Raw genomic sequence first — 25605 nt, forward strand, 5'->3', positions numbered from 1 at the left:
ACCATGAACGCCCCGACCCACATCCCCCCGCCCATCCCCGGCGAGCCCGAGCGCGCCTCGATGCGCACCGCCGTCCCGGGGCCTGCGTCCGAGGCGCTCCGCGCCCGCCACCATCGCTACCAGGACGCGCGACCGATCCACTTCTACCAGGACGCGCGCAAGAGCCTGGGCAACTACATGGTCGACGTGGACGGCAACGTGCTGCTCGACGTGTACGGGCACATCGCCGCCGTGCCCATCGGCTACAACCACCCGGACCTGCTCGCCGCGTGGCGCAGCGGCCGCTTCGACTGGTGCGCCGGCTACCGCTCCGCGCTCGGCGTCGCGCCCGCGCCCGAGTGGGTCGATCTCGTCGAGAAGACGCTGATGCGCGTCGCGCCGAAGGGGCACACGCGCGTCTTCACGTTCACGACCGGCGCGGAGGCGGTCGAGAACGCGCTCAAGGCCGCGTTCATCCGGCTCGCCCGGCGCCGGCGCGGCGGCGCGCAGCCGAGCGACGGCGACCTCGCCGCCTGCATGCTCAACCGGCAGCCCGGCGTGAACGCCTTCAAGGTGCTCTCCTTCGATGGCGGCTTCCACGGCCGCAGCATGGGCGCCCTCTCCGCGACGCGGAGCAAGCCGATCCACAAGCTCGACATCCCCGCGTTCGACTGGCCCGTCGCGCCGTTCCCCGCGAGCCATTTCCCCCTCGCGGCGCACGCCGAGCAGAACCGCGCCGCCGAGGCGCGCTCGCTCGAGGCGGTCGAGGCGGCGCTCGACGCCCACCCGGACGAGGTCGCCGCGGTCATCGTCGAGCCGATCCAGGGCGAGGGCGGCGACCGCCACGCGAGCCCGGCCTTCTTCCAGGCGCTGCGCCGCCTCACCGCGGAGCGCGGCGTCGCGCTCATCATCGACGAGGTGCAGACCTGCGGCGGAGGGACCGGCGCGCTCTGGGCGCACGAGGCGTGGGACCTGCCCGAGCCGCCGGACATGGTCACGTTCTCCAAGAAGATGCAGCTCGGCGGCTTCTACTGTCGCGAGGAGCTCGCGCCGATCGAGCCGCTGCGCGTCTTCAACACCTGGCTCGGCGACCCGCTCCGCGGCGCGCAGCTCGAGGTCATCCTCGAGGTCATCGAGCGCGACCGGCTCCTCGAGAACACGCGGTCGACCGGCGAGCGCCTGGTCGCCGGCCTCGAGGACCTCTGCCGGCGCTACCCCGCGGTGCTCTCGGGCGCCCGGGGCAGCGGCACCTTCGCCGCTGTCGACTTCCCCCACGCCGCCCGCCGCGACGCGGCGCTCACCGCGCTCCGCAACCGCGGCCTCGAGGTGGGCGGCTCGGGCGACCGCACGCTCCGCTTCCGGCCGGCGCTGATCTTCGCCCCGCGCCACGTCGGCGAGGCGCTCGATCACCTCGAGTCGGTCTGCAAGTGACCTCGGACGCCGCCGCCTCGCCGCCGATCCGGGTGTTCCACACGCCGCGGTATTTCGCGGACATCGGCGAGCACGTCATGCCGATGCGCAAGTTCGCCCTCGTGCGCGAGGCGATCGAGCGGAGCGGCCTGCCCGTGCGCATCGAGGAGCCCGAGGCGGCCTGTGACGAGGACCTCCTGCGCGTCCACGCGCCCGGGTACGTCCAGGCGATCGCGACCGGCGAGCCCCGGGCGCTGGCCGAGTCGCAGAAGCTCCCGTGGTCGCCGGCGCTCGCCGGGGCGGTGCGCTTCACGAACGGCGGCTGCGTCGCCGCCGCCGCCGCGGCCCTCGAGGACGGCGTCGCGGGCAACCTCGCGAGCGGCTTCCACCACGCGCACGAGGGCCACGGCGAGGGCTTCTGCACCTTCAACGGCCTCGTCGTCGCGCTGGAGCGCGCGCGCGCCGAGGGGCGCATCCGCCGCGGCCTTGTGGTCGACATGGACCTCCACTACGGCAACGGCACCGCCTCGCTGCTCGCGTCGCGCCCCTGGGCGTTCCAGCTCTCCATCTACGGCAGCTGGTACAAGCAGAACAAAGCGCACCGGGACGTCGAGGGCGAGCGCGCCCCGGACACCGAGAACTGCTGGTCCGTCCCGGTCCCGAACGGGAGCGGCGGCGCCGCCTACCTCGAGATCCTGGAGCGGCACCTCGGCCCGGCGATCGACCGCGCCGCGCCCGACCTGATCCTGTACCAGGCCGGCGCGGACCCGTACCGCGAGGACCCGTACTCGCCGCTCGACCTGACGCACGACGATCTCCACGCGCGCGACCAGATCGTGTTCCGGGCCGCGCTCGAGCGGGGCGTCCCGATCGCGTGGGTGCTCGCGGGTGGGTACACGCCCGACGTGAGCCGGGTGGTCGAGGTGCACCTCCGCACCTTCATCGCGGCGGTGCGGGCGAGGGAAGCGGCGGCGCGCCCGGGGTGACCTCGGCCGACCCGCGCCCCGCCAGGCAAGGTAGCATCGCGCGATGGCCGACCTGAACGACCCTGTCCGCCTGGCCGAGCTGCGCGGCGCCGTGCTGCGCGCCGAGGCGGACGCCATCCTCGACGCCTGCGTGGTGCGGGCCGCCAAGCTGGCCCGGTCGCCCATCGCCGTGGTCAGCCTGCTCGTGCGCCATGTCCAGCTCCTGCGCGCGCAGCACGGGCTCCCCCTCGAGCTCGCCGTGAGCTGCGCGACGTCGAGGAGCAACTCCTTCTGCCAGCTCGTCGTGCTCGACGAGGTGCCGCTCATCGTCGACGACGCGCTGCGCGACGAGCGCGTCCCGAAGGAGCTCGTCGAGAGCTACGGCATCCGCGCCTACGCGGGCGTGCCGGTGCGCGCGCACGGGCACGTGCTCGGGGCGCTCTGCGTGCTCGACGTCGTCCCGCGCCGCTTCGACCAGCGCATCGTCGGCGCCCTCGAGCAGCTCGCCATCGACGTCTCCGGCCGGCTCTCGGCGCTCACGCTCAGCGACGCCCCGCTGGCCAGCGCCGACGTGCAGGAGCGCCTCGTCCGCGTCGAGCAGGCCACCCGCGCCCTGGAGCGCGCGCTCCTCGCCCTCTCGCCCGTCATCGCCGCGGCGCAGGCGGCGACGGCGGGGCCGCGGGTCGACGCGGCGCGCGGGATCGACGCGTCGCACGCGTCGCACGCACCGCACGCGTCGCGCGCGACGCACGTCACGCCGGCCAGCCTGCGCGCGGCCGTGTCGTGCTGGCGCGACATGGGCCCCGTCGCGGAGGAGCTCTGCGAGGAGGCCGCGGCCATCGCGAGCGCCTCGCCCTGCGAGGCGGCGTCCGGGCTCGCCACGGACGCCCGGGCGCTCGCGCGGAACCTCGCCGAGATCGGCCCGCTCGTCCGGCTCGCCGAGGGCGTGCTCGACGGGACGCTGGGAGAGGCCGCCGCGGCCAAGGGGCGGGCGCTCGTGCTGCGCGGCGCGCTCGACGCCCACGAGGCCGCCTCCGCCGCCGTGCAAAGGCTCCGCGCGGGCGCCCTGCGCGCGCGGGCCGCGACGGCCGGCCCCGGGAGCGGCGGCGCCGCCCGTCCGCCTGAGGCGCGGTGATCCCGGCGCCGCGGGGGATCACCGCGGCGGCAGGGTCGACGGCGGCGCCGGCACCTCGCGGGTGATCTCGCCCGCGTCCGGCCCGTCGGCGAGCGGCTCCGAGCCCGGAGCGAGCGGCGTGCCCTCCCACGTCGCGGTCCTGTCCCGGCTCCCGTAGACGAACGGCGGGCGGGTCTCCAGCTCCCGGGCGATGCGGGCGAGCTCCTCGTCGAGGTGGCGCGGGTTCGCGAGCAGCCTCTCGCGGATGCCGCTGTTCTTCAGGTAACCGCGGATGTCGGGGCTGTCCGGATAGTACTTCGTGAACACGTTGTACCGGAAGAGCGGCTTCAGCCGGTGCAGATCCCTGGGCCCGGTCGGGAGCGGCAAGAGCTCGACGAAGCTCTTCCGCTTCGCCCGCTCCTCCAGCCGGTCGAGGACGAGCTGGAGGCTGTTCTCGAGCAGGTGCGGCGCGCAGTGATCCGCGAAGTCGTCGTACAGGAGCCGCATGAGCGCCCTCGCCTCGTCGATCGGCAGCTGCGCCTGCCGCTCGCGGCCCATGCGCCGCACGAGGACCATGAAGGGAGACGGCTGGTTGCCGGTCGCGCGGATCACCTCGGGATCGCGGAAGTCGGGCTGGCGGTAGGGGAAGTGGCGCGGGTTGATCGCGTCGAACCCGCCTCGGCCGTAGAACAGGATGCGCTGCCACGACAGGCGCTCTTCCGGCGTGAAGTACTCGACCTCGGCCGCGAGATCGACGTTCATCCCGAAGTACTTGCCCGGGGCCGACGGCGCGGGGAGCGTGATCTTCCCCATCGCGTGCAGGTCGGTGAGGTACTGCATGGCGAGCTCGACCGGCGAGATGCGCAGCCAGTACGACAGCACCGTCCCGCGCGCCTCGGGGATCATGAAGATATGAGCGAGGTAGATGACGCAGAGGTCCGGGGCGTACGCCGGATTGATGAGCACGGTGCCGTCGCGGACGCCGCGCACCTTTCCGTCCGCGTCTCGCGCCACGAGCAGGAAGTAGCGCATGTACGTGCCCGACGGCTCGGGCGTGAACGGGTCGTCGCGGAGGAACGCCTCGATCGCCTCCTTGCGCTCCATCTCTCCATGAGGACCGAAGCAGTCCCAGAGGATCTGATACGCCGCGTCGAAGTCCGGGTCGGAAGGATCCTCGATGGACCAGATCTGGTATTTGCGGGTTTCGCGCTCGATCATCTCCACCACGTCCTGGTGGAAGAGATCCTTCATGCAGAGCCGGACACGTCGCTTCAAGCAGGGCTCCCGGGGTTCATGGTGCCAGAGGCGCATCCCTCTGATAGGTGATCATCGTGGCTCGTGCAGCGCTCGTTGACACGTACACGCACACGCACATCGATTCCGCGCGCTCCGTGTGGAACGAGGCGGGCCCCGTCTATGAGCCCGTCCCTCCGCTGCGCGCGGACGCGACGGCCGACGTGGCCATCATCGGAGGAGGTTTCACCGGGATCTCCACCGCATACCATCTAATCCGCCGGTTTCCGAGCCTCCGCGTCATGATCCTCGAGGCGCGCCACCTCGCGAACGGCGCGAGCGGGCGCAACGGGGGGATGATGCTGAACTGGATCAACGGGGTGGGCTCTCGCGATCCGGAGCTCACGCGCCGCGTGTACGAGACGACGCGCGCGGGGATCGACGGCATCGTCGGGATGATCCAGGAGCACGACCTCCCTGTGCGCCACCGCCGCGACGGATGCATGGAGGTGCTCACCGACGCGCGCCGGGCCGAGGCGGCGCACGCGCGGGTGGAGCAGCTGGCCAGCTGGGGCATTTCGCTACAGTACCTGGACAGCGCGGCGCTCTCGAAGCGGCTCGGGATCCAGGGCGGGGCCGGGGCCGTGCTGGACGCGACCGAGGGGCAGCTCAACGGGGTCGATCTGCTGCGCTGCCTGCGCCCCTTGCTGCTCGCGTGGGGGGTCGCCGTCCACGAGGACACGCCGGTGCTCGGGATCCGGGAGGGGCGCACGATCGAGCTGACAACGCCGGGCGGCGTCGTCCGGGCCGCGGCCATCGTGCTCGCCACCAACGGCTACACGCCGCGCCTCGGCTACTTCAAGACCGGCATCTTCCCGCTGCACTCGCACGTCATCGCGACCGAGCCGCTCGACGCCGAGGCGCGCGCCGCGCTCGGCTGGGGGCAGGTCGCCGGCTTCAGCGACGACCGCGACCGGATCGCGTACGCCAGCATGACGCCCGCCGGTGAGCTCGTGTTCGGCGGGGGCAGCAACGCAGCGTATGCCTACCTCTATGGGAACAAGACCTCCTACCCGGGCACACCCGAGTCGGCCGGACCCGCGTTCGAGGCCATCCGGCGTCGGCTCACCGGCTATTTCCCAGCGGCCGAGCGGCTGCGGATCGCGCACCGCTGGACGGGCACCCTCGGCATCACGATGAGCCGGCTCTGCAGCATGGGGGTGCGCGGCGAGCACCGGAACGTGTACTACGCCCTCGGCTACAGCGGCCACGGCGTGACGCTCGCCAACCTCGCGGGCCGCGTGCTCTGCGACATCTACGCGGGCGACGACGCGCGGTGGCGGGATCTGCCGTTCTACATGGCCCCCCTCCGGGGCGTCCCGCCCGAGCCGCTCCGCTGGCTCGGCTACCACGCGTACACCAAGCTGACGGGGCGCTCGCCGCGCAAGGCGGCGTAGAGCGGTGGGGCCCGCCGAGCGGGCTTGCGTGGCCGGAGCGCGGGGCGCTATTCGATGCGGGGCCATGTTCTGCGCGCGCTGCCACCGGGAGTACGACGCGGGCCATCGGTTCTGCCCCTACGACGGCGCGGAGCTCACCGAGGGCCGGCGCGTCGACCTGTTCCGGTACAAGCCGACCCGGCTGCGCGGGACCCTCCTTGGCGAGCGCTACGAGGTGCGCGGCTACCTCGGCAAAGGGGCGATGGCGCGCGTCTACCTCGCGGTCGAGATCGAGACGGGCCAGCCGGTCGCGATCAAGGTCCTCGAGGAGTTCGCCGCCCGGGCGGAGCGGACGCGCGAGCGGTTCGTGCGCGAGGCGCAGAGCGCCGCGACGATCGGGCACCCGAACATCGTCCGGGTGCTCGACGCCGGCACGCGCGCGGAAGACGGCGCGCCCTACCTCGTGATGGAGTACCTCTTCGGCGAGTCGCTCGGCGACTGGCTCCGGCGCGAGCGCCGCATGGACGCGGACCTCGCCATCCCGGTGCTCTCCCAGGCCGCGTCCGGGCTCGCCGCCGCGCACCGGGCCGGGATCATCCACCGCGACGTGAAGCCGGACAACATCTACCTCGTGGGCCCGCAGGGCGACCCGTACGCGGTCAAGGTGCTCGATTTCGGCCTGGCGAAGATCCAGGCCGCCGATCTCATCACGGCGACCGGCACCGCCGTGGGCACCCTCGAGTACATGGCGCCCGAGCAGGTCGTGAGCGACCTGCCCGACGCCCGCACCGACGTCTACGGGCTCGGCGTCGTCATGTTCCGGGCCTTCACCGGGGAGCTCCCGTTCCCGCGCTCGGAGCAGTCGGAGCTCCTCGCCCGGCAGCTCGTGACCCCGCCGCCCCGCCCCTCGGAGAAGCGCCGGAGCCTCGATCCGCTGCTCGAGTCCGTGATCCTGAAGGCGATCCGGAAGAGCCCGAACAACCGCTATCCCTCGATGGAAGCGTTCCTCGAGGATCTCGAGCGGCTGGCCGGCGACCGGGACGGGCCGCTCTCGGCCGACGAGCCCCTGCGCGAGCCCGGCGACGTCTACCTCCCGCAGGGATCGTTTGCCAGGAACGCGGCGATCTACTTCTATAGGCGGCTCGGCATGGAAGCCCCACGCTTCGACTGAACCGACACCACCTCCCGCGGGCGCTTCCCGCCACCCAGGAGATCCGTATTGCCATGGCCTACTCTGCTGCATTCCGATGCCTCGCCGGTTGCCCCGGCAGCTACCCGCTGACGCAGCCCCTCTACCGTTGCCCCACCTGCGGCGGCCTGCTCGACGTCGCCCACAACATCGACGCGCTCCGTGACCGGAGCCCCGCGACGTGGATGAAGCTCTTCGACGAGCGCTACAAGCGCACGGTGTGGCCCTACGGCTCCGGGGTCTGGGGCAAGCGGGAGTGGGTCGCGCCCGAGGTCCCGGACGAGGCCATCGTGTCGATGGACGAGGGCGGCTCGAACCTGTTCTGGGCAGACCGCTACGGCAAGACGCTCGGGCTCGATGACGTCTGGGTGAAGCTCTGCGGCAACAGCCACACGGGGTCGTTCAAGGACCTCGGCATGACGGTGCTCGTCTCGGTGGTGAACAAGGCGATCCGCGAGGGCCTCGAGGTGCGCGCGATCGCGTGCGCGTCGACGGGGGACACCTCGGCGTCGCTCGCGGCGTACGGGGCGGCGGCCGGCTTGCCCGTGGTCGTGCTGCTGCCGCGGGGCAAGGTGTCGACGGCGCAGCTCGTCCAGCCGATCGCGTCGGGGGCGCTGGTCCTCTCGCTGGACACCGACTTCGACGGCTGCATGGCCATCGTGCAGCGCCTCTCGGCCGAGGGCGTCGTCTACCTGGCGAACTCGATGAACGCCCTGCGGCTCGAGGGCCAGAAGACCGTGGCCATCGAGATCGTGCAGCAGTTCGACTGGACGCTGCCCGACTGGGTCATCCTCCCGAGCGGCAACCTCGGCAACGCCTACGCCCTCTACGCGGGCTTCAAGATGCTGAAGGACCTCGGCCTGACGACGCGGTTCCCGCGCCTCTGCGTGGCGCAGGCGGCGCGGGCCAACCCGCTCTTCAAGGCGTGGTCCGAGGGGCGGAGCGAGGTCGTGCCGATGAAGGCGGGGGAGACCCTGGCGAGCGCGATCCAGATCGGCAACCCGGTGAGCGCGCCGAGGGCGATGCTGGCCCTCAAGGCGATGGACGGCGTCGCGGAGGAGGTCACCGAGGACGAGCTCTGCGACGCGGCGGCCCGCGCCGATCGCACCGGCATGTACACCTGCCCGCACACGGCGGTCGCCCTCGCCGCGCTGGAGAAGCTCGTGAAGAAGGGCCTCGTGGAGAAGCGCCAGCGGGTCGTCGTGGTCTCGACCGCGAACGGCCTCAAGTTCACGGAGTTCAAGGTGAAATACCACGAGCGCGCGCTCGCGGACGTCACGAGCCGGCTCGCCAACCCGCCGGTCGCGCTGCCGCCCGACTACGACCGCGTCCTCGCCGCCCTCGACAAGCACGCCGCGCAGACCAGCAAGCGCTGAGACGCTCCGGCGAGATCGGCCCGCCGGCCGCTACCCGCGCGACCTCGCGCGGCGCCGCCGGCGCCGTCCGCGCGCGTTCGCGGAGGTCATCGCGGAGGCGATGCCGTTCTGCAGGGTGTTGTGCGTGGCGATGCCGCTCATGTCGACGCCGATCTCGACGAGCGTCCTGGCCACGTCGGGGCTCAGGCCCGTGATGATCACCTCCGAGCCGAGCAGGCGCACCGCCGTCGCGGCGCCAAGGAGCGCGTCGGCGCACGGGCCGTCGATCCGCGGCACCCCGGTGATGTCGAGGATCGCGACGTGCGCGCGGCGGGCGGCGACGCCGCGGACCAGCGTCTCCTGCACGCGGCGCGTCCGCTGGCTGTCGAGGGCGCCGACGAGCGGCATCACGACGATGTCGTCGCTGATCGGGATGAGCGGGGTCGACAGCGCCGCGAGGATCTCGTTCTGCGCCCGGAGGGCCTCCTCCCGGGCGCGCCGCGCCTCGGTCTCCGCCTCGGCGCGCTTTCGCTCCGTGATGTCCCGCACGATGACGACCGCCTCGGCCCGATCGCTGCCGGCGATCCGGACCTCGTAGTCGCGCGCGCTGCCCGCCTGCTGCTCCTGGTACTCGAAGACGTGCGTCGCCTCGTCGGCGAGCGCTCGCGCCACGAGGGCGGTGATCTGCTCGGCGACGTGGGCGGGGAACACGTTGGCGACGTGCCTGTGCAGGAGATCCTCGGCGCGGAGCGACGGCCTCGGGTCCCGGGAGGCCTTGAAGTCCAGGCAGATGCCGTCGCTGCTGATCCGGAGGATCGTGTCGGGGATGGCGTAGAGCAGCGCGCGGTTGTTCGCCTCGCTCCGGCGCAGGGCCGCCTCCACGCGCTTGCTGCCGATGAAGTGGCCGGCCTTGGCGGCGACGGCGAGCAGGACGTCGAGCAGCCCCGGATCGGGCGCGCGCGGCTCGGCGTCCATGAGCTCCAGCACGGCCGCGACCTGCGCGTCGGCGCGGACCGCGATGGGGAGCTCGACCGCGAAGCGGAGGCCGGCGCCGCGCGCCGCCTGCGCGCGCGGGTCGTCCGCCTCGGCGTCGAGGTCGCTGAACCAGGTCGGCTCTCCCTGGGCGAGCGCGCGGCCGGGCAGCCCGGCGTAGCGGGCGAACCGCGCGCCCCGGGTCGCCGCCTCGAGCGCGATCGCGTCGTCGGGCGCGGCGCTCCAGGTGTGCTCGCAGCGCAGCCCGTCGCTCTCGTCGTCGCCGAGCCACAGGGCGGCGAACCGGAAGCCGAGCGTCTCCCCGAGCGCGCCGAGCAGCGCCGGGACGCCCTCGGAGAGCGTCGTCGACTCGACGAGGATCCTGGTCACGGTGTACTGCGTCGACACCTTGTAGTTCGCCTCGGCGAGGGCGCGGCGCTGGTTCCACTTCTCGGTGAGCGCGAAGGCCATCTGGCGGACCTCGCTCGGGTCGAACGGCTTGGCGAGGATGAGGAGGTTGTCGGTCTGCCCGAACCGGGCGGCGATCTCCTCCCACGAGTCATCCGAGTCCGCCGCGCAGAGGACCGCCTGGATGGCGCCGTCCTCCTTCCAGATGCGCGAGAGCGTCTCGACGCCGTCCCACCCCGGCATGCGCGCGTCCACGAACACGAGCGCGTACGGCGCGCCGCTCTGCTGCGCCTCGCGGACCTTCGCCAGCCCCTCCTCCCCGCGGGTCGCGGACGTGAGCTCGAACCTCACCGGCCGCCGGGCGGGCGGCTCGCGGAACAGCGTCGGCTGGAGGCTCGCGAAGGTCGAGCCCTCCGCCTCGGATCGGAGGATCCTGCGGAAATCCTCGTGGATGGCCTGATCGTCGTCGATCAGTAAAACGCGCCGGTTCTGCTGCCAGCTGGGATCCCCCATCAACGAGTCCTTGGAGCGTGGGTCCGGGTCCTAGAGCGAGGCGCGTCTTCGTCGCACGAAGCTGCGCCCCGCTCTATTCAACGGGAGGCGTGCCCTCGCCGTCTACGGGCGGAGGCGACGGCGGCCGTGTGGGGGACTCGTCCTCGGTGGAGGGCGGGGGCGGAGGCGGGGGCATCCCAGGGGGCTCGTGCTCCTCGCCGTCCCTCGGGGCGGCCTCGGAGGCGCCGAGGGGCATGTTCACGCCGCCGGGCTTCCTCGTGGTCGTGGCCGGGCTCGCGCCCGGCGTGCCGCGGCCCCGCGCGGCGGGCGACTCGGCCGCGTGCGGGTCGAACCGGGGCCTCTTCAGCGGGCCGTGGACGTGCCAGCCGTAGAAGCCGTCCGCCCGCTTCGACCGCTTCATCTTGGGCTGCTGCATCTCGATCAGCCCGGGCACGCTCGACCCCGGCGCGCCGAGCAGCGATTTCGTGAGATCGCTCTTCGATCGGTACGCGTCGGTGAACTTGAAGCGCACGTAGAGATCCGCCGTCGAGTTGTTCCACGGCTCACGCATGGTGACCTTGCCGTCGCCGTCGAGCTCGAGATCCTGGCCGTTCGCGCTCATCTTCGTGACCTTGAGGACGCCGTCCTTCGCCTCTGCCGACAGGAGCAGCTCCCCCAGCTTCGCCTCCGGGAGCGCGATGAGCCCCTGGATCTTCGTCTTGCCGTCGCCGACCGAGACCTCCTTGGCCGAGACCTCGAGCGCGCCGTTCGCCTTGTTGAACTTGCCGTCGGGCGCGCTGAGATCGAGGTTCGCGCTCAGCGTGCCGGCGATCGGCAGGCCAAGGATGTCCCCGAGCGGACCCACCTTGGCGAGCTCCACGTCCGAGACCTCGACGTGGACGTCGCCGCCCGATCGGCCCATCGGGACGACGCCCTCGATCTCGCCGCCGAACACGCTGGCCCAGAACGAGACCCGCATCCGCCCGATCAGGAGGGGCAGGATCTTCACCCGCGCGTGCGCCTCGTCGATCTCGATGACGCTCGGCTTCGGCGCGCTGTCCTTGGCGGCGTCGCCCGAGGCGAAGGCCGCGGCGCCGCTCGGCCTGCTGCTCGTGCCGAGCTCACCCGGCGGCAGGATGAGCCGCACGCCCTTCATCTCGACCCCCGTGAACCAGTACGAGTCGAGCTCGTCGATCTCGAGGCGCTGCGCCTGGCTCGGGCCCCGCTTCTGCTGCGTGCGGTCGAACTCGGCGATCAGCCGGTCCTTGAGCCGCTCGTAGGGGAACGTCAGGTAGCCGAAGAGCCCCAGACAGAAGAGGTAAAAGAGCGGGTAGACCGCCCATCTCGCGATCTTGATGAGCCGCGCCTTCATGGCTCTTGCTCCTCTTCGGCGGCGGGGGGCGCGGACGGCGCGGGCGTCGCCGCCGGCTGGGGCTCGCCCTTCCGGTCGAACGCGGAGATGCCGAGCTCGACCTCGTAGGAGTCCGGCTCCCCGGCGCGCGGCTTGAGGTTCAGCTTCGTCACCGCGACCGGGTGGCCCGAGCTTTCGATGTGCTCGAGCATCTTGGCGAGCCCGAGCATCCCGATCCTGTGCATCTTCACCACCGTGATCCGCTCGGTGTACTTCTTGCCGTGCGGGACGTCGGGGCGATCCTGCGACTCGGCGGCGGTGAGCTGCTGCTGCTTCGCCGCGTCCTCGATGAAGCCGGCGAGCGCGGGCGCCGGCCGCGAATAGCGCGCGAGCAGCGCGTCCTTCAGCGCCTTGCGCTCGCTGACCTTCCCCGAGGCCTCGTAGATCGACTGGAGCAGGTCGCGGATCTCCTGGTTCTCGGCGCGCTTACTGGACGCGACGCTCGCGAGCCCGATCGGCACGAGCAAGAGGACGATCACCGCCAGGAATCCGAGGAGGATGGTGAGGAGCCTGCGCTCGCGCGGCTCCAGCTTGTCGAGTCGCTCGCGGAGCGTCATCGCGATCCCTCCGGCTTCTCCGGCGCGCCGGCCGAGGCGCTCTCCGCCGCGTCGGCGGCGCCGGTCTTCTTCTTCTTCGCCTTGTCCTCGCACTTGAGATCCAGCTCGAGGACGTACTTGTGCTTGCCCTCCGTGAACTGGCTCGTGCGGCCGACCTTCACGTCGCGGAAGCAGCGGTGCTCCTTCATGTGATCCGCGATGATCTGCGCGTCCGACACCGACGGGACGACGCCCTGGAGGGTCACGTGGCCGCGGTTCACGTCGAGCTCGAGCACGTCGTGCGTGATCTCCTTCGGCACGGCCTTCGAGAGCTGCACCATGACGTCGAAGGCGTCGACGCGGGGCATCGGATCCTCATCGGCCGCGCCGGGGCCCTGCTCGAGCAGCTCCCGGGCCTTCTGCGGGTCGCTCGTCTCCTCGCCGAGCACGTCGTGGGAGGCGGTCGCGAGCGAGGCGGCGAGCAGCCCCCGCTCCGCGTCGAGGGTGCGCAGCTCCGCGACGATGGAGAACCCGAAGCTCAGCGCGATGACGGTGCCGAGGCCGGCGAGGATCGGGATCTTCTCGCGCAGGAACGGGTAGCTGCGCTCGGCCTCGAGCGCGCCCTTCCGGAGGTTGAACCCCTTGGTCTTCGGCGTCAGCCCGAGCGCGAGCCCGAGCGCCTTGGCGAAGCGGGGCAGCGCCGCGGCCTGCTCGGGCGTGAGCCCCTCGATGCGAGGGGTCGGCAGCGGCAGGATCGTGAGGCCGAGCTGCGTCGACAGGAACATCTCCGCGCCCTGCGCGGTGGCGCCGCCGCCGACCAGGTAGAGCCCCGCGAGCGGCTCGCCGCCGAGGTTGCGCCACGCCGCGAGCGTCTGGCGGAGCTCCCGCGCGAGCGCCGGCGCGGTGCCGGGGAGGCCGGCCGTCCCGCGCGACAGCGTCCGGGCGAAGACGGGCTCGCCGCCGGAGACGATCACGATCTCGGACGTGAGATAGTCGAGGTCGAGCAGGGCGATCGGCGCGCTGGCGGGCGACGGCGCGGCGAGCTCCGGCATCACCGCCTCGAGGTTGGCGAGCGCCACCGCGCCCAGGGCGACCCGCTCCGGCTCGAAGCCGAGCGCCTCCTTCACGACGGCGATGCGCTCGCGCACGTCGTCGGCGCGCGCGACGGCGGCGAAGACTGGCAGCGTCTCCACGCCGGGCGGCCGCTTCAGCAGGCGGTGGTCGAAGACGGCGTCTTCCATCTCGAACGGCACCGTGGCCTCGAGCTCGAAGCCGAGGACGTTCTCGATCTCTTTCTGCGCGGCCGCCGGCAGGTCGAGGCGGCGGTAGAACGATTTCTCCCCGGAGAGCGCGATCGCCGCGGCGTCGGGGCGGTGGAGCCCCACGGCGGCGCGGATGGCCTCGGCCTCGGAGACGGCGTCCGTGACGGCCGCCTCGCCGAGGGCCTCGACGAAGACCCTCCTGTACGTGGTGCGGATGAGCGCCGCCCGCACCACGGATTTTCCAGCATCTATCCCGAGCAGCCTGTGCATTTGCGCGCTTCTTCCCGGAGGGGTGTCCTATTCGATGCGATAGTAGATGATCGTCCCGGCAGGGTTCGATCGTACCTGCTGTTCGTATGTTTCCGGCGTCGGAGGGGTGCTGGCCTGAGCGGGGTCCTTTAGATCCTTGGCCGGATCGTCGAGCTTCGTCGCCCCCGTGAGATCGACCACCGCATGGACGCGCACGCGCGTCTCACGCTTGTTCCCCGGGACGATGCCATCGGCGTAGATGCTCAGGAAGTTGGTCCTGTTGCCGAGGGACTTCGTGACGTTCGGCTTGAACTTCACAGCTTCCACGCCCATCGCCTTGAACTGCTGCCCGAGCATCCCCCCGAGCGAGCTGCCCGCCTTCTGGGTCATCGCATCGACATAATCTTTCGGGGTGGGGAAGAGCAGCCCCCCGGTCATGCTCTGCACGAGCGACGCCACGGTGAGGAACGCCGACTGCTGGTTCACGTCGCTGCAGAGCGTCGTCGTCGCGATATCCACGAAATCGGCGGTGCACGTGAGCCTGAGCAGCGTCAGCGCGTTCGCCGACGAGACGTTCACCTTCTGCTTCCGGCTGCCCCAGACGGTCAGGACCCTCTTGTCCGGGTTGCTCGGATCCGGGTCGACGAACGTCGCCCAGAAGTCGTCGTTCATGCCCCGGATCAGCCGCAGCTCGTCGACCGAGTCGAACGGTGCGTTCTTGCGCTGATAGGAGAGGCCGACCGTCTGGTAGAAGCTGTCCTCGGCGCCGGTGGAGCTCGGGGCGTTCGACGTCGCGTCGCAGGCGAACGTCTGGTCGCCGGGGTCGGCCCAGTCGATGAGCGCGCTGCAGATGGTCGCGCGGTCCGAGAACTGGCCGTCGCCGTCGCGCTCCTCGAAGAGCGTGTTGTACTGCGCGTCGCTCATCAGGCTGAGCAGCTGGTTCCCGACCGCGATCTGATCGGAGATGCCGCCCACGTCGTCGGCGGCGCGGTTGACGTTGATCTTCGAGTCCTCGTCGACGATCTTGAGCTCGAAGCGGCCGCCGCCGGTGAGCCCCAGGTTCTTTCCCGTCGCGCTGCCCTCGCCCGCGGCCTCGGGGGGCGGCGCCGCGCTGCCCTCGCCCGCGGCCTCGGCGAGCTGCGCGTTGAAGGGGCCGAGGAACATGTCGGTGAACTTCCAGACAGGCACCTGGAACTTCCCCTTGATCCCGACGATCGCGAGCATCGGCCCGATCGTCGTGCTGACGCTCGGCTCGGAGGCGATGAGCATCCGCGACAGGTTCACGGCGCTCTTCGCGTAGTACTCGGCCCGCAGCGCGTCGCGATCGGCGAGCGCCGCGGAGAGCTCGGTCGAGGTCTCCTCCTGGAGCTCGGTCAGGAACACAGTGAGCACCGTGATCGCGCCGAGCACCATGACCAGCGCCACGCCGCGCCGGTCGCGCCGCCTCCGGAGGCGGCGGCGCGCGCGCCCGGCGCGCGGCCTCTCTGCGGCGCGATCCTCGGCGTGGGGGCTCCTGGGGCGGCTCATGGCTCAGTTGGCCCCGAAGGCGATGGGGACCTGCATCGGGAGTGGCACCTTCGACTCGAACTTGATCGGCTCCCCGCCGGGCCCGCCGTTCAGGACCAGCGTCACCCACACCTGCGAGGGGAGCCGGTCGAGCTGCGCCGCCGGCTGCGTCGAGTCCCACGAGTCGACCCACTCCCCGGTGATCGGGTCGAGGTACTGGAGATTGAAGCTCTCGATGTCCTCGGCGAGCACGTTGACGACTCCGCCCCTCGTCGGCTCGGTATCGATGGTCCTCGCCTCTCGCCGCACGAGATCGAGCCTGTCGCGCTCCGGGTCGCGCGCGCCGAAAAAGCCGATCTCGCACTGATCGGACTCGTGCGCGTTCCGGAGGAGCCTCCGGTGCGCGAACGCGGTGAAATCGACGCGGTCCGCAGGGGACGAGTCCTCCCCCGCGAAGGCGGTGAGCCGCACGACGATGTTCTTGTCGGCCGGCTGGTGCCTGGACAGGAAGGCCGTCTGGAGCTCGCGCGAGATGCGGGCGATCGCCGCGCGGCCCTGGTGGTAGCGGTCGCCCATCCGGGAGAGGCCCGAGCGCGCGCGGCTCATGCCGTCGAACGCGCCGTAGATCAGCGTCCCGATGAGCGCCAGGATGCCGACCGAGACGAGGACCTCGAGGAGGGTCACCGCGCGCGAGCGGCCGCGGCGCCTGCGGAGAGAGCTTGGCCTTCGCGCCGCCACCGTCAACCTCCTCCCCCCTGTCCGCCCGCGCCCTCGTCGGGCTGGCCCATCTGGGGGATCGTCACCCACTGCACGAGCTCGAACGCGTGCTCCCGAGACCCTTGCTGCCAGGTCAGCTTGACCGTCACCCGCCGCGCGCTCGCCTCGAAGATGGGCTGGAGCGTCGGCGCGAGCATGTCGACGAACGGCTGCAGGAGCCCCGAGATCCCGCCGCCCGACTCGCCGCCCCCCGCGCCGCCGCCGACCAGCGATTGCGCGAGATCGTTGATGTCGCCGCTCGGGGCCGCGGTGCCGCTCGACTCGCCCGGCTTGCCGAGCGCCCCGAGCCCCTCGAGGTTGGTGTCGAGGTCCAGATCGCCGTACTTGGGCTCGGGCATCTCGGGCTTCTCGATGCGCCAGCTGCACTTGATGTTCGGCGACTCGTCGCCCTCGCAGCACGGCCCGCTGTCGGCCTCGTCGAGCGCCGGCAGGCCGTCCTTGGCGAGCTTCTCCTCGAGCTCAGTCATCTTGCAGCGCGCGAGCCCGTTCGCGAGGCTGAGGTTCCGCGCGTGCGCCGCGGCCGAGAAGGCGCCCGCCTGCGCGGAGAGGATCGCCGTCAGCCCGAGGCCGAGGATGGCGACCGCCACCATCACCTCGAGCAGGGTGAAGCCGCGGGCGCGCATCAGAGCCCCGTGTCCTCGCGCTCCGACGCCTCGGCGTCGTCGCGCGGCCTGGGCATGCTCGCCTTGCCCTTCCTGAGCTCCGTCTTGCCGGTCAGCGGCGAGACGAGCACCGTCATCACCGCGTCGTCGGTCTCCCCGCCGCCCAGGCTGAGCTGGATCGCGGCGTGCTCGGTCTGGCCTCCGGGCCAGAAGTAGAGATAGGCCCGCCCCTCGGTCACGGGCTCGTCCTGGTGTCCGGTCTCCACCTGGAGGAAGCGCACGCCGCTCGACAGCTCCTTGCCGGGCCTGTCCTTCTCGGGGTTGAAGCCGTACGCCTTCGCCGGCTCGAACGAGGGCCGCGGCGCGCGCGGCCCCTTCAGGATCGCCTCGGCCTCCGCCGTGGCCGCCTTCTCGGCCTCCGTCGCCGCGGCGGCGCCGCCGGCCCGATCGTTCCGCTCGACGAGCAGCTCACCCGCGGATTCCTCGAGCACGATCATCCGCTCCTCGAAATCGAAGACGAGCCGCACCGGCTTCGACTTCGCGTTCGCGTGGGCGTACGCGACCCGGACGGCGCCCGCGAGCAGCGCCGCGCTCCGCTTCAGCCGCGCGCTCGTGACAGCGCCCATGCCGAGCATGACCGAGCCGCTGATGAGCGCGATCACCGTGACGGTGATCAGCACCTCGACCAGCGTGAGTCCCCTCGTGCGACGGCGTGTCATGGGCGCTCCTGCTCCCGCGCTGCGCTACATCTCCGCGATCTTGTTGAGATCCGACTGCTTCATGTCATCCCGGATGTCGTCCGGGGTGTTCTCTTTCTTGTCGTCGCCGGACGAGACGACATGGACGTCGTTGTTCTCGTCACACTTGATCTTGTAGGGCTGGCCCCAGGGATCGTCCGTCTTGTTGCCGTCGATCTGCTTCGCGCTGACCAGCGCCTGGATCGTCGGGCACCCTTCGCTGCCCGCCCCGAGCTGCTGGTACTGCTCGGCGGCGCTCTTGATGATCGTCGCCCCGGTATAGGCGCTCTTGACGCGCGACTGCTTGAGCTTCGGCCACACCACGAGCGTGGCGCCGCCGGCGATGATCGCCATGATCGTCACGACGATGAGCACCTCGACCAGGGTCACGCCCCGCGAGAGCTTCCGGCTCAGCCGTCGAATCCTTCTTGCGCTGCTTGCTCTGTTCGTCTCCATCTCTCACTCCACCCTGTCAAGGCCGCCTATTTCGCCGTCCGGTCCGTCGCTCAGGAGATCGTATCCGTCCGGATCCTTCCTTCCGGGACAGGTGAGCCGGAGCGGCCTGCCCCACGCGTCGACCGGGTCGATCGCGAGGTATCCCTCGCGCTTCAGCTCTTCCAGGGAACCCGGGCACCGCCGCTCGTGATCGGCGCGGTACAGGGTGATCGCCCCGTGGACGACGGACAACGTGGCGCGGGTCGATCGAATTCCCACGAGCCGGCGCTCGCGCGCGCCGAGGAGCAGCAGGAGGACCGCCATCGCGAGGCCCGCGGCGAAGGGCCTCGCCCGCGCCATGCCGGTCCGCCGGAAGAGCCCGCCGCCGCGCTCCCAGGGGAAGAAGATCGTGCTCTCTCGCTGCCTGCGCCGCCCCATAGCCACCTACCCGACGAAGCTCGACATCTGGATGAGCGGCATGAGGATGGATATCGCGATGAACGCGACCGCGCCGCCCATGATGACGATCATCAGCGGCTCGAGCAGGCTCGTGAGCACCTGGACGCGGGTCTCCACGGCGGAGTCGTAGGCATTGGCGACGTTCTCCAGCATCGCCTCCAGCTGCCCGCTCTTCTCGCCGATGGCGATCATGTGGGTGACGATCGGCGGGAACCGGCCGCTCCGCTTCAGCGGCTCGGCGATGCTCTGGCCCTCGCGGATCGACGCGATGGCGTCGACGATGACCTTCTCCAGGGCCGCGTTGCCGAGCACGCTCCGCACGATATCCATCGCGCTGAGGAGCGCGACGCCCGACGACAGCAGGGTCGCGAGGGTCCGCGAGAAGCGCGCGATGGACAGCATCTGGATGAGCTTGCCGAAGATGGGCGCCTGCAGCACGAACGTGTCCCAGGCGAGGCGGCCCTTCGGCGTCCGCACCCAGCGGCGGAACCCGTACACCGCGCCCACGAGCGCGAGGAGGACGAGCCACCAGTAGCTCGAGGCGAACGCCGACGTGCCGATGAGCGCCGCCGTGTACCAGGGCAGCGCCTGGTCCATGGACGCGAAGATGCCGGTCACGTTCGGCACGACCGCGATCATGAGGACCGAGATGAGCCCGATGCCGATGAGCGCCATCAGCGCGGGGTAGGCGAGGGCGGCGGTCACCTTGCCCACGAGCTTCGCCTGGTTCTCCATGAAGACGGTCAGGCGGGTCAGCACGCCCTCGAGCGTGCCGGACGCCTCGCCGGCGCGCACCATGCTCACGTAGAGCGGCGGGAAGACCGAGGGGTGCGCCTCGAGGGCCTTGGCGAAGCTCGTGCCCTCGCGCACCTGCTCGCGCACCTGCGTGAGCACCTTCTTCAGCGACTCCTTCTCGACCTGCTCGATGAGCGCATTGAGCGACTCGAAGAGCGGGATGCCGGCGCCGATGAGCGTCGCGAGCTGGCGGGTCATCACGGCGACGTCCGACGTCGAGGGGCGGCCCGCGAAGGCGAAGATCTTGAGATCGCGCTTCGCCTTCGCCTTCGCGGCCTGCTCCTCGGTCGCGCCGGTGAGCATGATGCCGTCCTTGCGCAGGGCGGCCCGGAGGGCCTTCGCGTTCTCCGCGTCGCGGACCCCTTTGACCGGCTTGCCGGTGCCGACGAGGATGCCTTTGTATTCGAATACCGCCACGGCCTTCCCTACTCGTCGACGATGACGTCTTCCTGCGTCGCCGCGAGGACCTCCTCGACGGTGGTGATGCCCTTGAGCACCTTGCGCGCCCCGTCATCCCGGAGCGTATCCATCCCCTGGGAGATGGCGACCCGCTTGATGGTCTGCGCGTCCGCGCTCTTCAGGATGTGCGGACCCACGGCGTCGTCGACGACCATCAGCTCATAGATGCCCCGACGGCCGACGAAGCCCTTCTGGTTGCAGGAATCGCAGCCCCCGGGCTTGTAGAACACGGCCCGGTCGAGGTCCTGCCCGATGTAATCGTATTTCTGTCCGTGCACGCTGTAGCGGTTCGAGACCTTCCGCCGCGCCTTCCAGGCGAGCCGGTCCTCGTCGAGGCCGAGCTGCTGCAGCTCGTAATCGGAGGGCCGGTAGGGGACCTTGCACGCCGGGCACAGCAGGCGCACGAGGCGCTGGGCGAGGATGCCGATCACGCTGCTCCGCACGAGAAACGGCTCGATCTCCATCTCAACGAGGCGGGTCACGGCGGCGGCCGCGTCGTTCGTGTGGAGGGTCGAGAGCACCAGGTGGCCGGTCAGCGACGCGTGGATGGCGATCTCGGCGGTCTCCTTGTCGCGGATCTCGCCGACCATGATCACGTCCGGATCCTGGCGGAGGAACGCGCGGAGCGCCGAGGCGAAGGTGAGCCCGATCCCGGGGTGGACGTGGATCTGGTGGATGCCGCCGATCTCGTACTCGACCGGGTCCTCGGCCGTGAGGATGTTCCGGCTGGGCTCGTTGATCCGGTTGAGGCAGGCGTAGAGCGTCGTCGTCTTGCCGCTGCCGGTCGGGCCGGTGACGAGGATGATGCCGTCCGGCCGCTGGATGAGCGCGTCCATGATGGCGTACTCGCGCGGCGCGAAGCCGAGGTCGTCGAGCCCGAGCAGGACCGACGCCTTGTGCAGGATGCGCATGACGATCCGCTCGAAGCCGCGGCTCGTCGGCACGGTCGAGACGCGGATGTCGACGCTCTTGCCCGCGATCTTCAGCGTGATGCGGCCGTCCTGCGGGAGCCGCTTCTCGGCGATGTTGAGCGCCGCCATGATCTTCACGCGGGCGATGATCGGCGCCATGAACTGCTTCGAGGCGCGCTTCGCGACGTAGAGCTCGCCGTCGATCCGGTAGCGGACGACGACGTCGCGCTCCTCGGGCTCGATGTGGATGTCGCTCGCCCGCTCGCGGACCGCCTGCGCGAAGAGGCCGTTGACCCAGGCGATGATCGGGGCGTCGTCGTCCGAGTCGATGATGTCGACGAGGTTGTCCTCCTCGAGCGCCGTGTCGCCCTCGAGCTTCGCGCCGCCGTCCTCCTTGCGCTCCCAGATGCGGTTGATCGCGTTCAGCACCGCGTCGCTCGTGGCGACCGCGATCTCGACGGGCTTGCCGAACAGCGCCCGCACGTCGTCGATCGCCGTCGTGTCGAGCGGGTCGGCGACGGCGCAGTAGACGACCCCGTCGTGCTCGGCGAGCGGCAGGATCTTGTGCTGCTTGGCGTAGGTGATCGGCACCCGGCTCGCGAGCTCGAGCGGCACCGCGTCGATGTCGATGCGCGGGAGGAGGCCGACCTCGCACTCCTCGGCGAGCGCCTTGGCGATGCTCGCCTCGTCGGCGATGTTGGACGAGACGATGAGGTCCACGAGCGGCTGACCGCGCTCGCGGACGGTGTCGTAGAGCGGCGCGAGCCGCTCCGCGGGGACGACGCCCCGCCGGATCAGGATCTCGCCGAGGTACTGCTGCTGCTGCAGGCTCATTCCACGCGCTCCATCTGCCGTCCGCCGCCCGGCGGCCGCCGCGTGGGCCGCGGCGGCGGGGCGCCGTTCGGCGGCGGCGGCAGCTGGGCCGGCTCGCCCTCCATGTCGGCCATGCCGGGCTGCATGTGCACGGCGCCGGTGGCCTTGCCGCCGAACGTCGGCAGGCCGACCGGGTCCACCGGCACGTGCTCGCGCGGCCCCTTCGGGCGCGCCTCCTCCTCGAGGCGCGCCCGCTCCTCCTCGGCCAGCATCGACTGGCGGATGTCCTCGAGGAGCCCGTTCGCGCGGCCGAAGTCGCGCGGCGGCTCCCACGCGGCGCTCTCGCTGAAGACGAAGTAACGGTCGATGAACTCCTGCCGCTCCTGCATCTTGCGCTCGAAGATGGTCCGGAGGTCGTCCTGGTCGCGGATCACGTAGGGCGTCAGCACGAGGAGGAGGTTCGTCTTCGTCTTGGTCTTGACCCGCTGCCGGAAGAGGAACCCGAGCACCGGGATGTCGCCCAGCACGGGGATCTTCGTCTCCGAGGTGGTCATGCCGTCGCGCATGAGGCCGCCGATCACGACCGTCTGCTGGTCCCGGACGACGAGCGTGGTGCTCGCGGTGCGCTTGTTGATGGGGATCGCGCCGAGCGCGCCCTCGAGGGGGGCGCCGGCGTCGGAGATCTCCTCGGAGAGCTCCAGCCGCACCTGGTCCGAGTCGTTGACGTGGGGGACGACCTTGATCTTCGTGCCGACGTCCTGGCGCGCGGCGGTGCCGCCGCCGAGGCCACCGAGCAGGCCGCCGAGGCCGGCGAGCCCGCCCGCCGCGGCGCCCGCGCCGCCGGCCAGGCTCGCGAGCTGGTTGAGCCCGCCGCCGCCCACGTTGGTCTGGAGCGGGATGTTCTGGCCGATCGAGATCTCGGCCGCCACGTTGTCGGTCGCGAGGATGTGCGGCGTCGCGAGGACGTTGGAGTCGCCGTCCTGGGCCAGCGCGTGCAGGACGACGCCGAACGCGGGGATCGAGATGCCCGTCCCGAGGATGTTGTTCGAGCCCGTGATCGCGGGGCCCTTGATGCCCAGCGCGAGCGCGCCGAGCTGCGCCGGCAGGCCGATGACGGACTGGCGGATGTTGTTGCCGCCGTAGACGACGCTGTCGTCCGCGTTGAGGCCGTCGAACGGCGCGCCGGCGTGGTAGCCGATGCCGAAATCGAGCGAGCGGCTGACGTTCACGTCCATGATCACGGCCTCGATGAACACCTGCCGCCGGGGCTCGTCGAGCTGGTCGATCACGGTGCGCAGCTGGGCGTAATCGTGGGGCGACGACGTGATGAGGAGCTTGTTGCTCGCCTCGTCGCAGGTGACCTTGACCTGCCCCTCGAAGATGTCGTCCGTCGAGCCCGGCACCGCCTGGGCGGCGCGCGCGCCCGGCCTGCCGCCCACGGGCGCGCCGCCGCCGCTCCCGCCGCCGAGGACCTGGTTCAGCGTGGCCGACAGCTCCTTGCATCCGGCGTGCTGGAGCGAGAGCACGTGGACCTGCCCCTCGCCCGTCTGCGCCACGTCGAGGCGCTTCAGGATGCCGAGGACGCGCAGGTAGTCCGGCTCGGTGGCGGTGATGATGAGGGAGTTGGTCCTGTCGTCCGCGATGATGCGGGCGCCGGTGCCGCCGGCGCCGCCCCTGCCGGGCCTGCCGCCGCCCGCAGCGCCCCTGCTCGGGTCGACGATCTCGTTCAGCTTGGTCGCGACCTCCGCCGCGGAGCCGTAATGAACGGGCTGCACCCAGAGCTGATCGCCGGCGCCGCCGACGTCGATCTCCTCGACGATCCGGAGCATGCGCTGGATGTTCGACCCGGTGTCCGTGATGATGAGCAGGTTGCCGGGCGGGTAGACGGTGACGTCGCCGTCCTTCGATTTGAACTTGCTCAGGACGCCGCCCGCGTCGTTGGCGTCGATATGGGACAGCCGGTACATGCGGGTGACGAACCGGTCCTCCGCGGGCACGGGCGCGGCGGCGCCGAACACGGGGGTCGTCTCGGACACCGCGCCCGGCGTCTCCACGATCTTGAGGAAGCGGCCGTGGGGGATGACGGTGAGATCGTTCGAGGCGAGGATCGACAGGAACGCGCTGTACGCCTCGGCGACGGTCACCTTCTCCGGCGCGTACACCGTGGCCTTGATCTGCCGGAGCTTGCCGCCGTAGATGAAGCGGCGCCCGGTGATGTTGCTGATGGCCTTCACGAGCTCGGGGAGGTCGGCCTCGTCGAGGTTGAAGCTGACCTTGTAGCCGCCGGGCTTCGGCTTGAACTCGATCTCCTGGACCCCTTGCTTGACCGCGGCGAGCGGGTCGTCCCCGGCGTCGCCCGGGGCGCCTGGGGCGGCTGCGCCCGGCGCGCCAGCTGCTGGCGGAGCGCCCGCGGCCGGGGCGGCCGGCGCGGGGCGGGCGGGCGGCGGCTGGACCTGGCCGGGGGTCCGCAGCACGGGGGCGCCGCGGTTCGCGGGCTGCGCTGCGGCGGGCGGCGCCGCGGCGGCGAGCACGAGCGCCGCCACCGGCGCGGCGAGGAGCCTCCTCCGGAGGCAGCAGGATCGCTCGAGGGTCGTCATCACCATCAGTCGACTCGATATTCTCTGCGTTGGTTGGTGGGGGGAGGCGGCGCCGCTCAGTCGGCGTTCGGCGCGCTCGGCGCGCTTTCGCGCGCGGCCGGCGAGGGGGGCCGCGGCCGCTTCGAGCGAGAGGTCTTGCCCAGGGCGGTCTTGCTCGCGCCGGCGGAGGCCTCGCTGTCGGCCTCCTCCGTCGCGTCCGTCGCGGACTCTTTGTCGTGGGGCGGCAGGACGGCCTTGGCGACCGACACGAGGATGAGGCTCATGACCCCGACGAACGTGAGCGAGCCGAGGACGAACGTGCCGATCACCATCAGCGTCCGCCGGAGCAGGCTCCCCTCGTTCAGCGTCCCTATCCATCGCGCCATGCCGCTACCCTGCTTTCGTCCCTGGATTCAGTCCGGAGCGCTCACTTGATGTTGAAGTCGATGTTCATCGGCTTGCCCTTGCGGTTGATGCTCACCGTGAGCCGGTCCGCCGTCCGGAGCCGCGCGTAGGCCTCGAGGGCCTTCTGCGGATCGCTCATCTCAAACCCGTTGATGCTGGACAGCCGATCTCCGTTCTCCAGCCCGAGCGTCCCCAGCAGAGAGTCAGGGCGAATCCCGAAGAGACGGATGCCCACCACCTTGTCTCCCTCCTTCTCGGGGACGATACGCGCGGAGCGCATCAGCTCGCCCTGGTTCTCCAGGATGTGGTCGACGGCGCTGCGCTCCACGTTGAACTCGTTCTCGCTCACGCGCTGGATCTTCGAGGCGATCTCCGGCGGGATCTTCTTGCCGCCGCGGGGTGGGGCCTTCCCCGCCGCGGCCGTCGACGTCGTCGTGGGCGTGGGCGTCGGCGCGGCGCTGACGCGGGCGACGGCGTGGTTGCTGCCCACGACGGCCTGGCAACGCGAGCTGCCGGACGTCAGCCAGACCCGATCCCACCCCACGTAGTAAACGGTCTGCCCGCTGATCTCATCCCCTTGCCGGCGCAAGATCGCCTTGCCGTCCGAGCCGGCCATGGCCGCGAACGACCACGCGGGATCCTCGGCCTGGGTGATGAGCAGGACGCGGGCGCCGTCGCAGGAGGGGTCCGCGTACGGGTCCTTGTTGGGCAGCTCGTGCGGGACGCTCGGGATCTCGACCGGCTTGCCGTCGAGCGGCCCCGTCACCGAGTCGAACGGGTTGCGCGAGAGGATCGCCGCGGCGCTCGTCGCGTGGTCCGTGTTGCTCGCGGTCGACCCGAACGACGCCGGGCGCGTCGGAGGGCTCGGCGGCGCCGGCGGGGCGTCAATGGCGACGCTGGAGACCACCAGCTGACCCATGCCCGACGCCTGGAAGTAGGCGGCGAGCGCGATCAGCGCGCCCAGCACCCAGGGAAAATACCGCTTCAGGATCGCGTCGATGCCCATGCGCCCATCCTCCTCTAGGCGAGTTTCATGCCAGCGGTCAATCGCCGGTGGTTTCCCGCGTCTTCACGAAATTTCGGAAGCTGTCCCGCCAAGGTGACGCACCCCAGCCGCGT

General features: G+C 71.2%; 22 protein-coding genes. 6 read left to right on the top strand and 16 right to left on the bottom strand.

Going from position 1 to position 25605, the window contains the following annotated elements; all coding sequences use genetic code 11:
* Nucleotides 1-3 precede the first annotated feature (3 nt).
* From WME97_RS49170 to WME97_RS49180, 3 genes are read left to right on the top strand one after another with little or no spacing between them, the layout of a single operon-like run.
* Nucleotides 4-1410 carry an aminotransferase class III-fold pyridoxal phosphate-dependent enzyme gene (locus WME97_RS49170; protein WP_437548176.1) on the top strand — a complete coding sequence of 469 codons (1407 nt, stop codon included), beginning with the start codon at nt 4-6 and terminating at the stop codon, nt 1408-1410.
* Nucleotides 1407-2375, top strand: coding sequence for a histone deacetylase family protein (locus WME97_RS49175; protein ID WP_437548178.1), 969 nt, complete (start codon nt 1407-1409; stop codon nt 2373-2375). Before WME97_RS49170 ends, WME97_RS49175 begins: the two co-directional genes overlap by 4 nt.
* Nucleotides 2376-2418: 43 nt before the next feature.
* Nucleotides 2419-3489, top strand: a complete 1071-nt coding sequence (locus WME97_RS49180; protein ID WP_437548180.1) for a GAF domain-containing protein — start codon at nt 2419-2421, stop codon at nt 3487-3489.
* An 18-nt stretch (nt 3490-3507) separates the two neighbouring features.
* Here the strand turns inward: WME97_RS49180 and WME97_RS49185 are convergent, their stop codons facing one another.
* On the bottom strand, nt 3508-4743 hold the full coding sequence (locus WME97_RS49185) for a hypothetical protein (protein WP_437548182.1): 1236 nt from the start codon (nt 4741-4743) through the stop codon (nt 3508-3510).
* A gap of 56 nt (nt 4744-4799) precedes the next feature.
* Between WME97_RS49185 and WME97_RS49190 the strand changes: the two genes are divergently transcribed.
* The 3 genes from WME97_RS49190 to thrC all read left to right on the top strand — a co-directional run bounded on the left by WME97_RS49190 (nt 4800) and on the right by thrC (nt 8702).
* Nucleotides 4800-6158, top strand: coding sequence for an NAD(P)/FAD-dependent oxidoreductase (locus WME97_RS49190; RefSeq protein WP_437548184.1), 1359 nt, complete (start codon nt 4800-4802; stop codon nt 6156-6158).
* Nucleotides 6159-6222: 64 nt separating this feature from the next.
* Nucleotides 6223-7308 carry a serine/threonine-protein kinase gene (locus tag WME97_RS49195; RefSeq protein ID WP_437548185.1) on the top strand — a complete coding sequence of 362 codons (1086 nt, stop codon included), beginning with the start codon at nt 6223-6225 and terminating at the stop codon, nt 7306-7308.
* A 53-nt stretch (nt 7309-7361) separates the two neighbouring features.
* Entirely contained in the window at nt 7362-8702 is a 1341-nt protein-coding gene (thrC, locus tag WME97_RS49200; RefSeq protein WP_437548186.1) for a threonine synthase, read from the top strand.
* 30 nt (nt 8703-8732) lie between these two features.
* Here the strand turns inward: thrC and WME97_RS49205 are convergent, their stop codons facing one another.
* The 15 genes from WME97_RS49205 to gspC form a co-directional block, all read right to left on the bottom strand.
* The gene (locus WME97_RS49205; RefSeq protein WP_437548188.1) at nt 8733-10574 is read right to left on the bottom strand and encodes an STAS domain-containing protein; all 1842 of its coding nucleotides are present in this window, start codon (nt 10572-10574) and stop codon (nt 8733-8735) included.
* Between the two features lie 73 nt (nt 10575-10647).
* Nucleotides 10648-11925, bottom strand: a complete 1278-nt coding sequence (gene gspN / locus WME97_RS49210) for a type II secretion system protein GspN (RefSeq protein WP_437548190.1) — start codon at nt 11923-11925, stop codon at nt 10648-10650.
* On the bottom strand, nt 11922-12521 hold the full coding sequence (locus WME97_RS49215; protein WP_437548192.1) for a hypothetical protein: 600 nt from the start codon (nt 12519-12521) through the stop codon (nt 11922-11924). The genes gspN and WME97_RS49215 overlap by 4 nt, the downstream gene beginning before the upstream one ends.
* Nucleotides 12518-14032, bottom strand: coding sequence for a type IV pilus biogenesis protein PilM (pilM, locus tag WME97_RS49220; protein WP_437548194.1), 1515 nt, complete (start codon nt 14030-14032; stop codon nt 12518-12520). The genes WME97_RS49215 and pilM overlap by 4 nt, the downstream gene beginning before the upstream one ends.
* A 27-nt stretch (nt 14033-14059) precedes the next feature.
* The gene (locus WME97_RS49225; protein ID WP_437548195.1) at nt 14060-15538 is read right to left on the bottom strand and encodes a general secretion pathway protein GspK; all 1479 of its coding nucleotides are present in this window, start codon (nt 15536-15538) and stop codon (nt 14060-14062) included.
* Between the two features lie 3 nt (nt 15539-15541).
* Complete coding sequence (locus WME97_RS49230; protein WP_437548196.1) at nt 15542-16201, bottom strand: type II secretion system protein GspJ; 660 nt, start codon at nt 16199-16201, stop codon at nt 15542-15544.
* Between the two features lie 56 nt (nt 16202-16257).
* Entirely contained in the window at nt 16258-16917 is a 660-nt protein-coding gene (locus WME97_RS49235; protein ID WP_437548197.1) for a type IV pilus modification PilV family protein, read from the bottom strand.
* Nucleotides 16917-17615 (bottom strand): pilus assembly FimT family protein, encoded by a 699-nt coding sequence (locus WME97_RS49240; protein WP_437548199.1) that lies wholly within the window; start codon nt 17613-17615, stop codon nt 16917-16919. Before WME97_RS49240 ends, WME97_RS49235 begins: the two co-directional genes overlap by 1 nt.
* A 24-nt stretch (nt 17616-17639) precedes the next feature.
* Nucleotides 17640-18089, bottom strand: a complete 450-nt coding sequence (locus tag WME97_RS49245; protein ID WP_437530284.1) for a type II secretion system protein — start codon at nt 18087-18089, stop codon at nt 17640-17642.
* A gap of 3 nt (nt 18090-18092) precedes the next feature.
* Complete coding sequence (locus WME97_RS49250) at nt 18093-18506, bottom strand: type II secretion system protein GspG (RefSeq protein ID WP_437548200.1); 414 nt, start codon at nt 18504-18506, stop codon at nt 18093-18095.
* Between the two features lie 6 nt (nt 18507-18512).
* On the bottom strand, nt 18513-19739 hold the full coding sequence (gene gspF, locus WME97_RS49255) for a type II secretion system inner membrane protein GspF (protein ID WP_437548202.1): 1227 nt from the start codon (nt 19737-19739) through the stop codon (nt 18513-18515).
* An 8-nt stretch (nt 19740-19747) separates the two neighbouring features.
* Nucleotides 19748-21526 carry a type II secretion system ATPase GspE gene (gene gspE, locus WME97_RS49260; RefSeq protein ID WP_437548203.1) on the bottom strand — a complete coding sequence of 593 codons (1779 nt, stop codon included), beginning with the start codon at nt 21524-21526 and terminating at the stop codon, nt 19748-19750.
* On the bottom strand, nt 21523-24108 hold the full coding sequence (gene gspD / locus WME97_RS49265; RefSeq protein ID WP_437548204.1) for a type II secretion system secretin GspD: 2586 nt from the start codon (nt 24106-24108) through the stop codon (nt 21523-21525). Before gspD ends, gspE begins: the two co-directional genes overlap by 4 nt.
* 50 nt (nt 24109-24158) lie before the next feature.
* Nucleotides 24159-24467 carry a hypothetical protein gene (locus WME97_RS49270; protein ID WP_437548206.1) on the bottom strand — a complete coding sequence of 103 codons (309 nt, stop codon included), beginning with the start codon at nt 24465-24467 and terminating at the stop codon, nt 24159-24161.
* 41 nt (nt 24468-24508) lie between these two features.
* Nucleotides 24509-25492: a type II secretion system protein GspC gene (gspC, locus tag WME97_RS49275; RefSeq protein WP_437548208.1), complete on the bottom strand. Its 984-nt coding sequence runs from the start codon at nt 25490-25492 to the stop codon at nt 24509-24511.
* Nucleotides 25493-25605 lie beyond the last annotated feature (113 nt).

Source organism: Sorangium sp. So ce367 (assembly GCF_051520455.1).
In the GTDB taxonomy this organism is placed as follows: Bacteria; Myxococcota_A; Polyangia; order Polyangiales; family Polyangiaceae; genus Sorangium; species Sorangium cellulosum_B.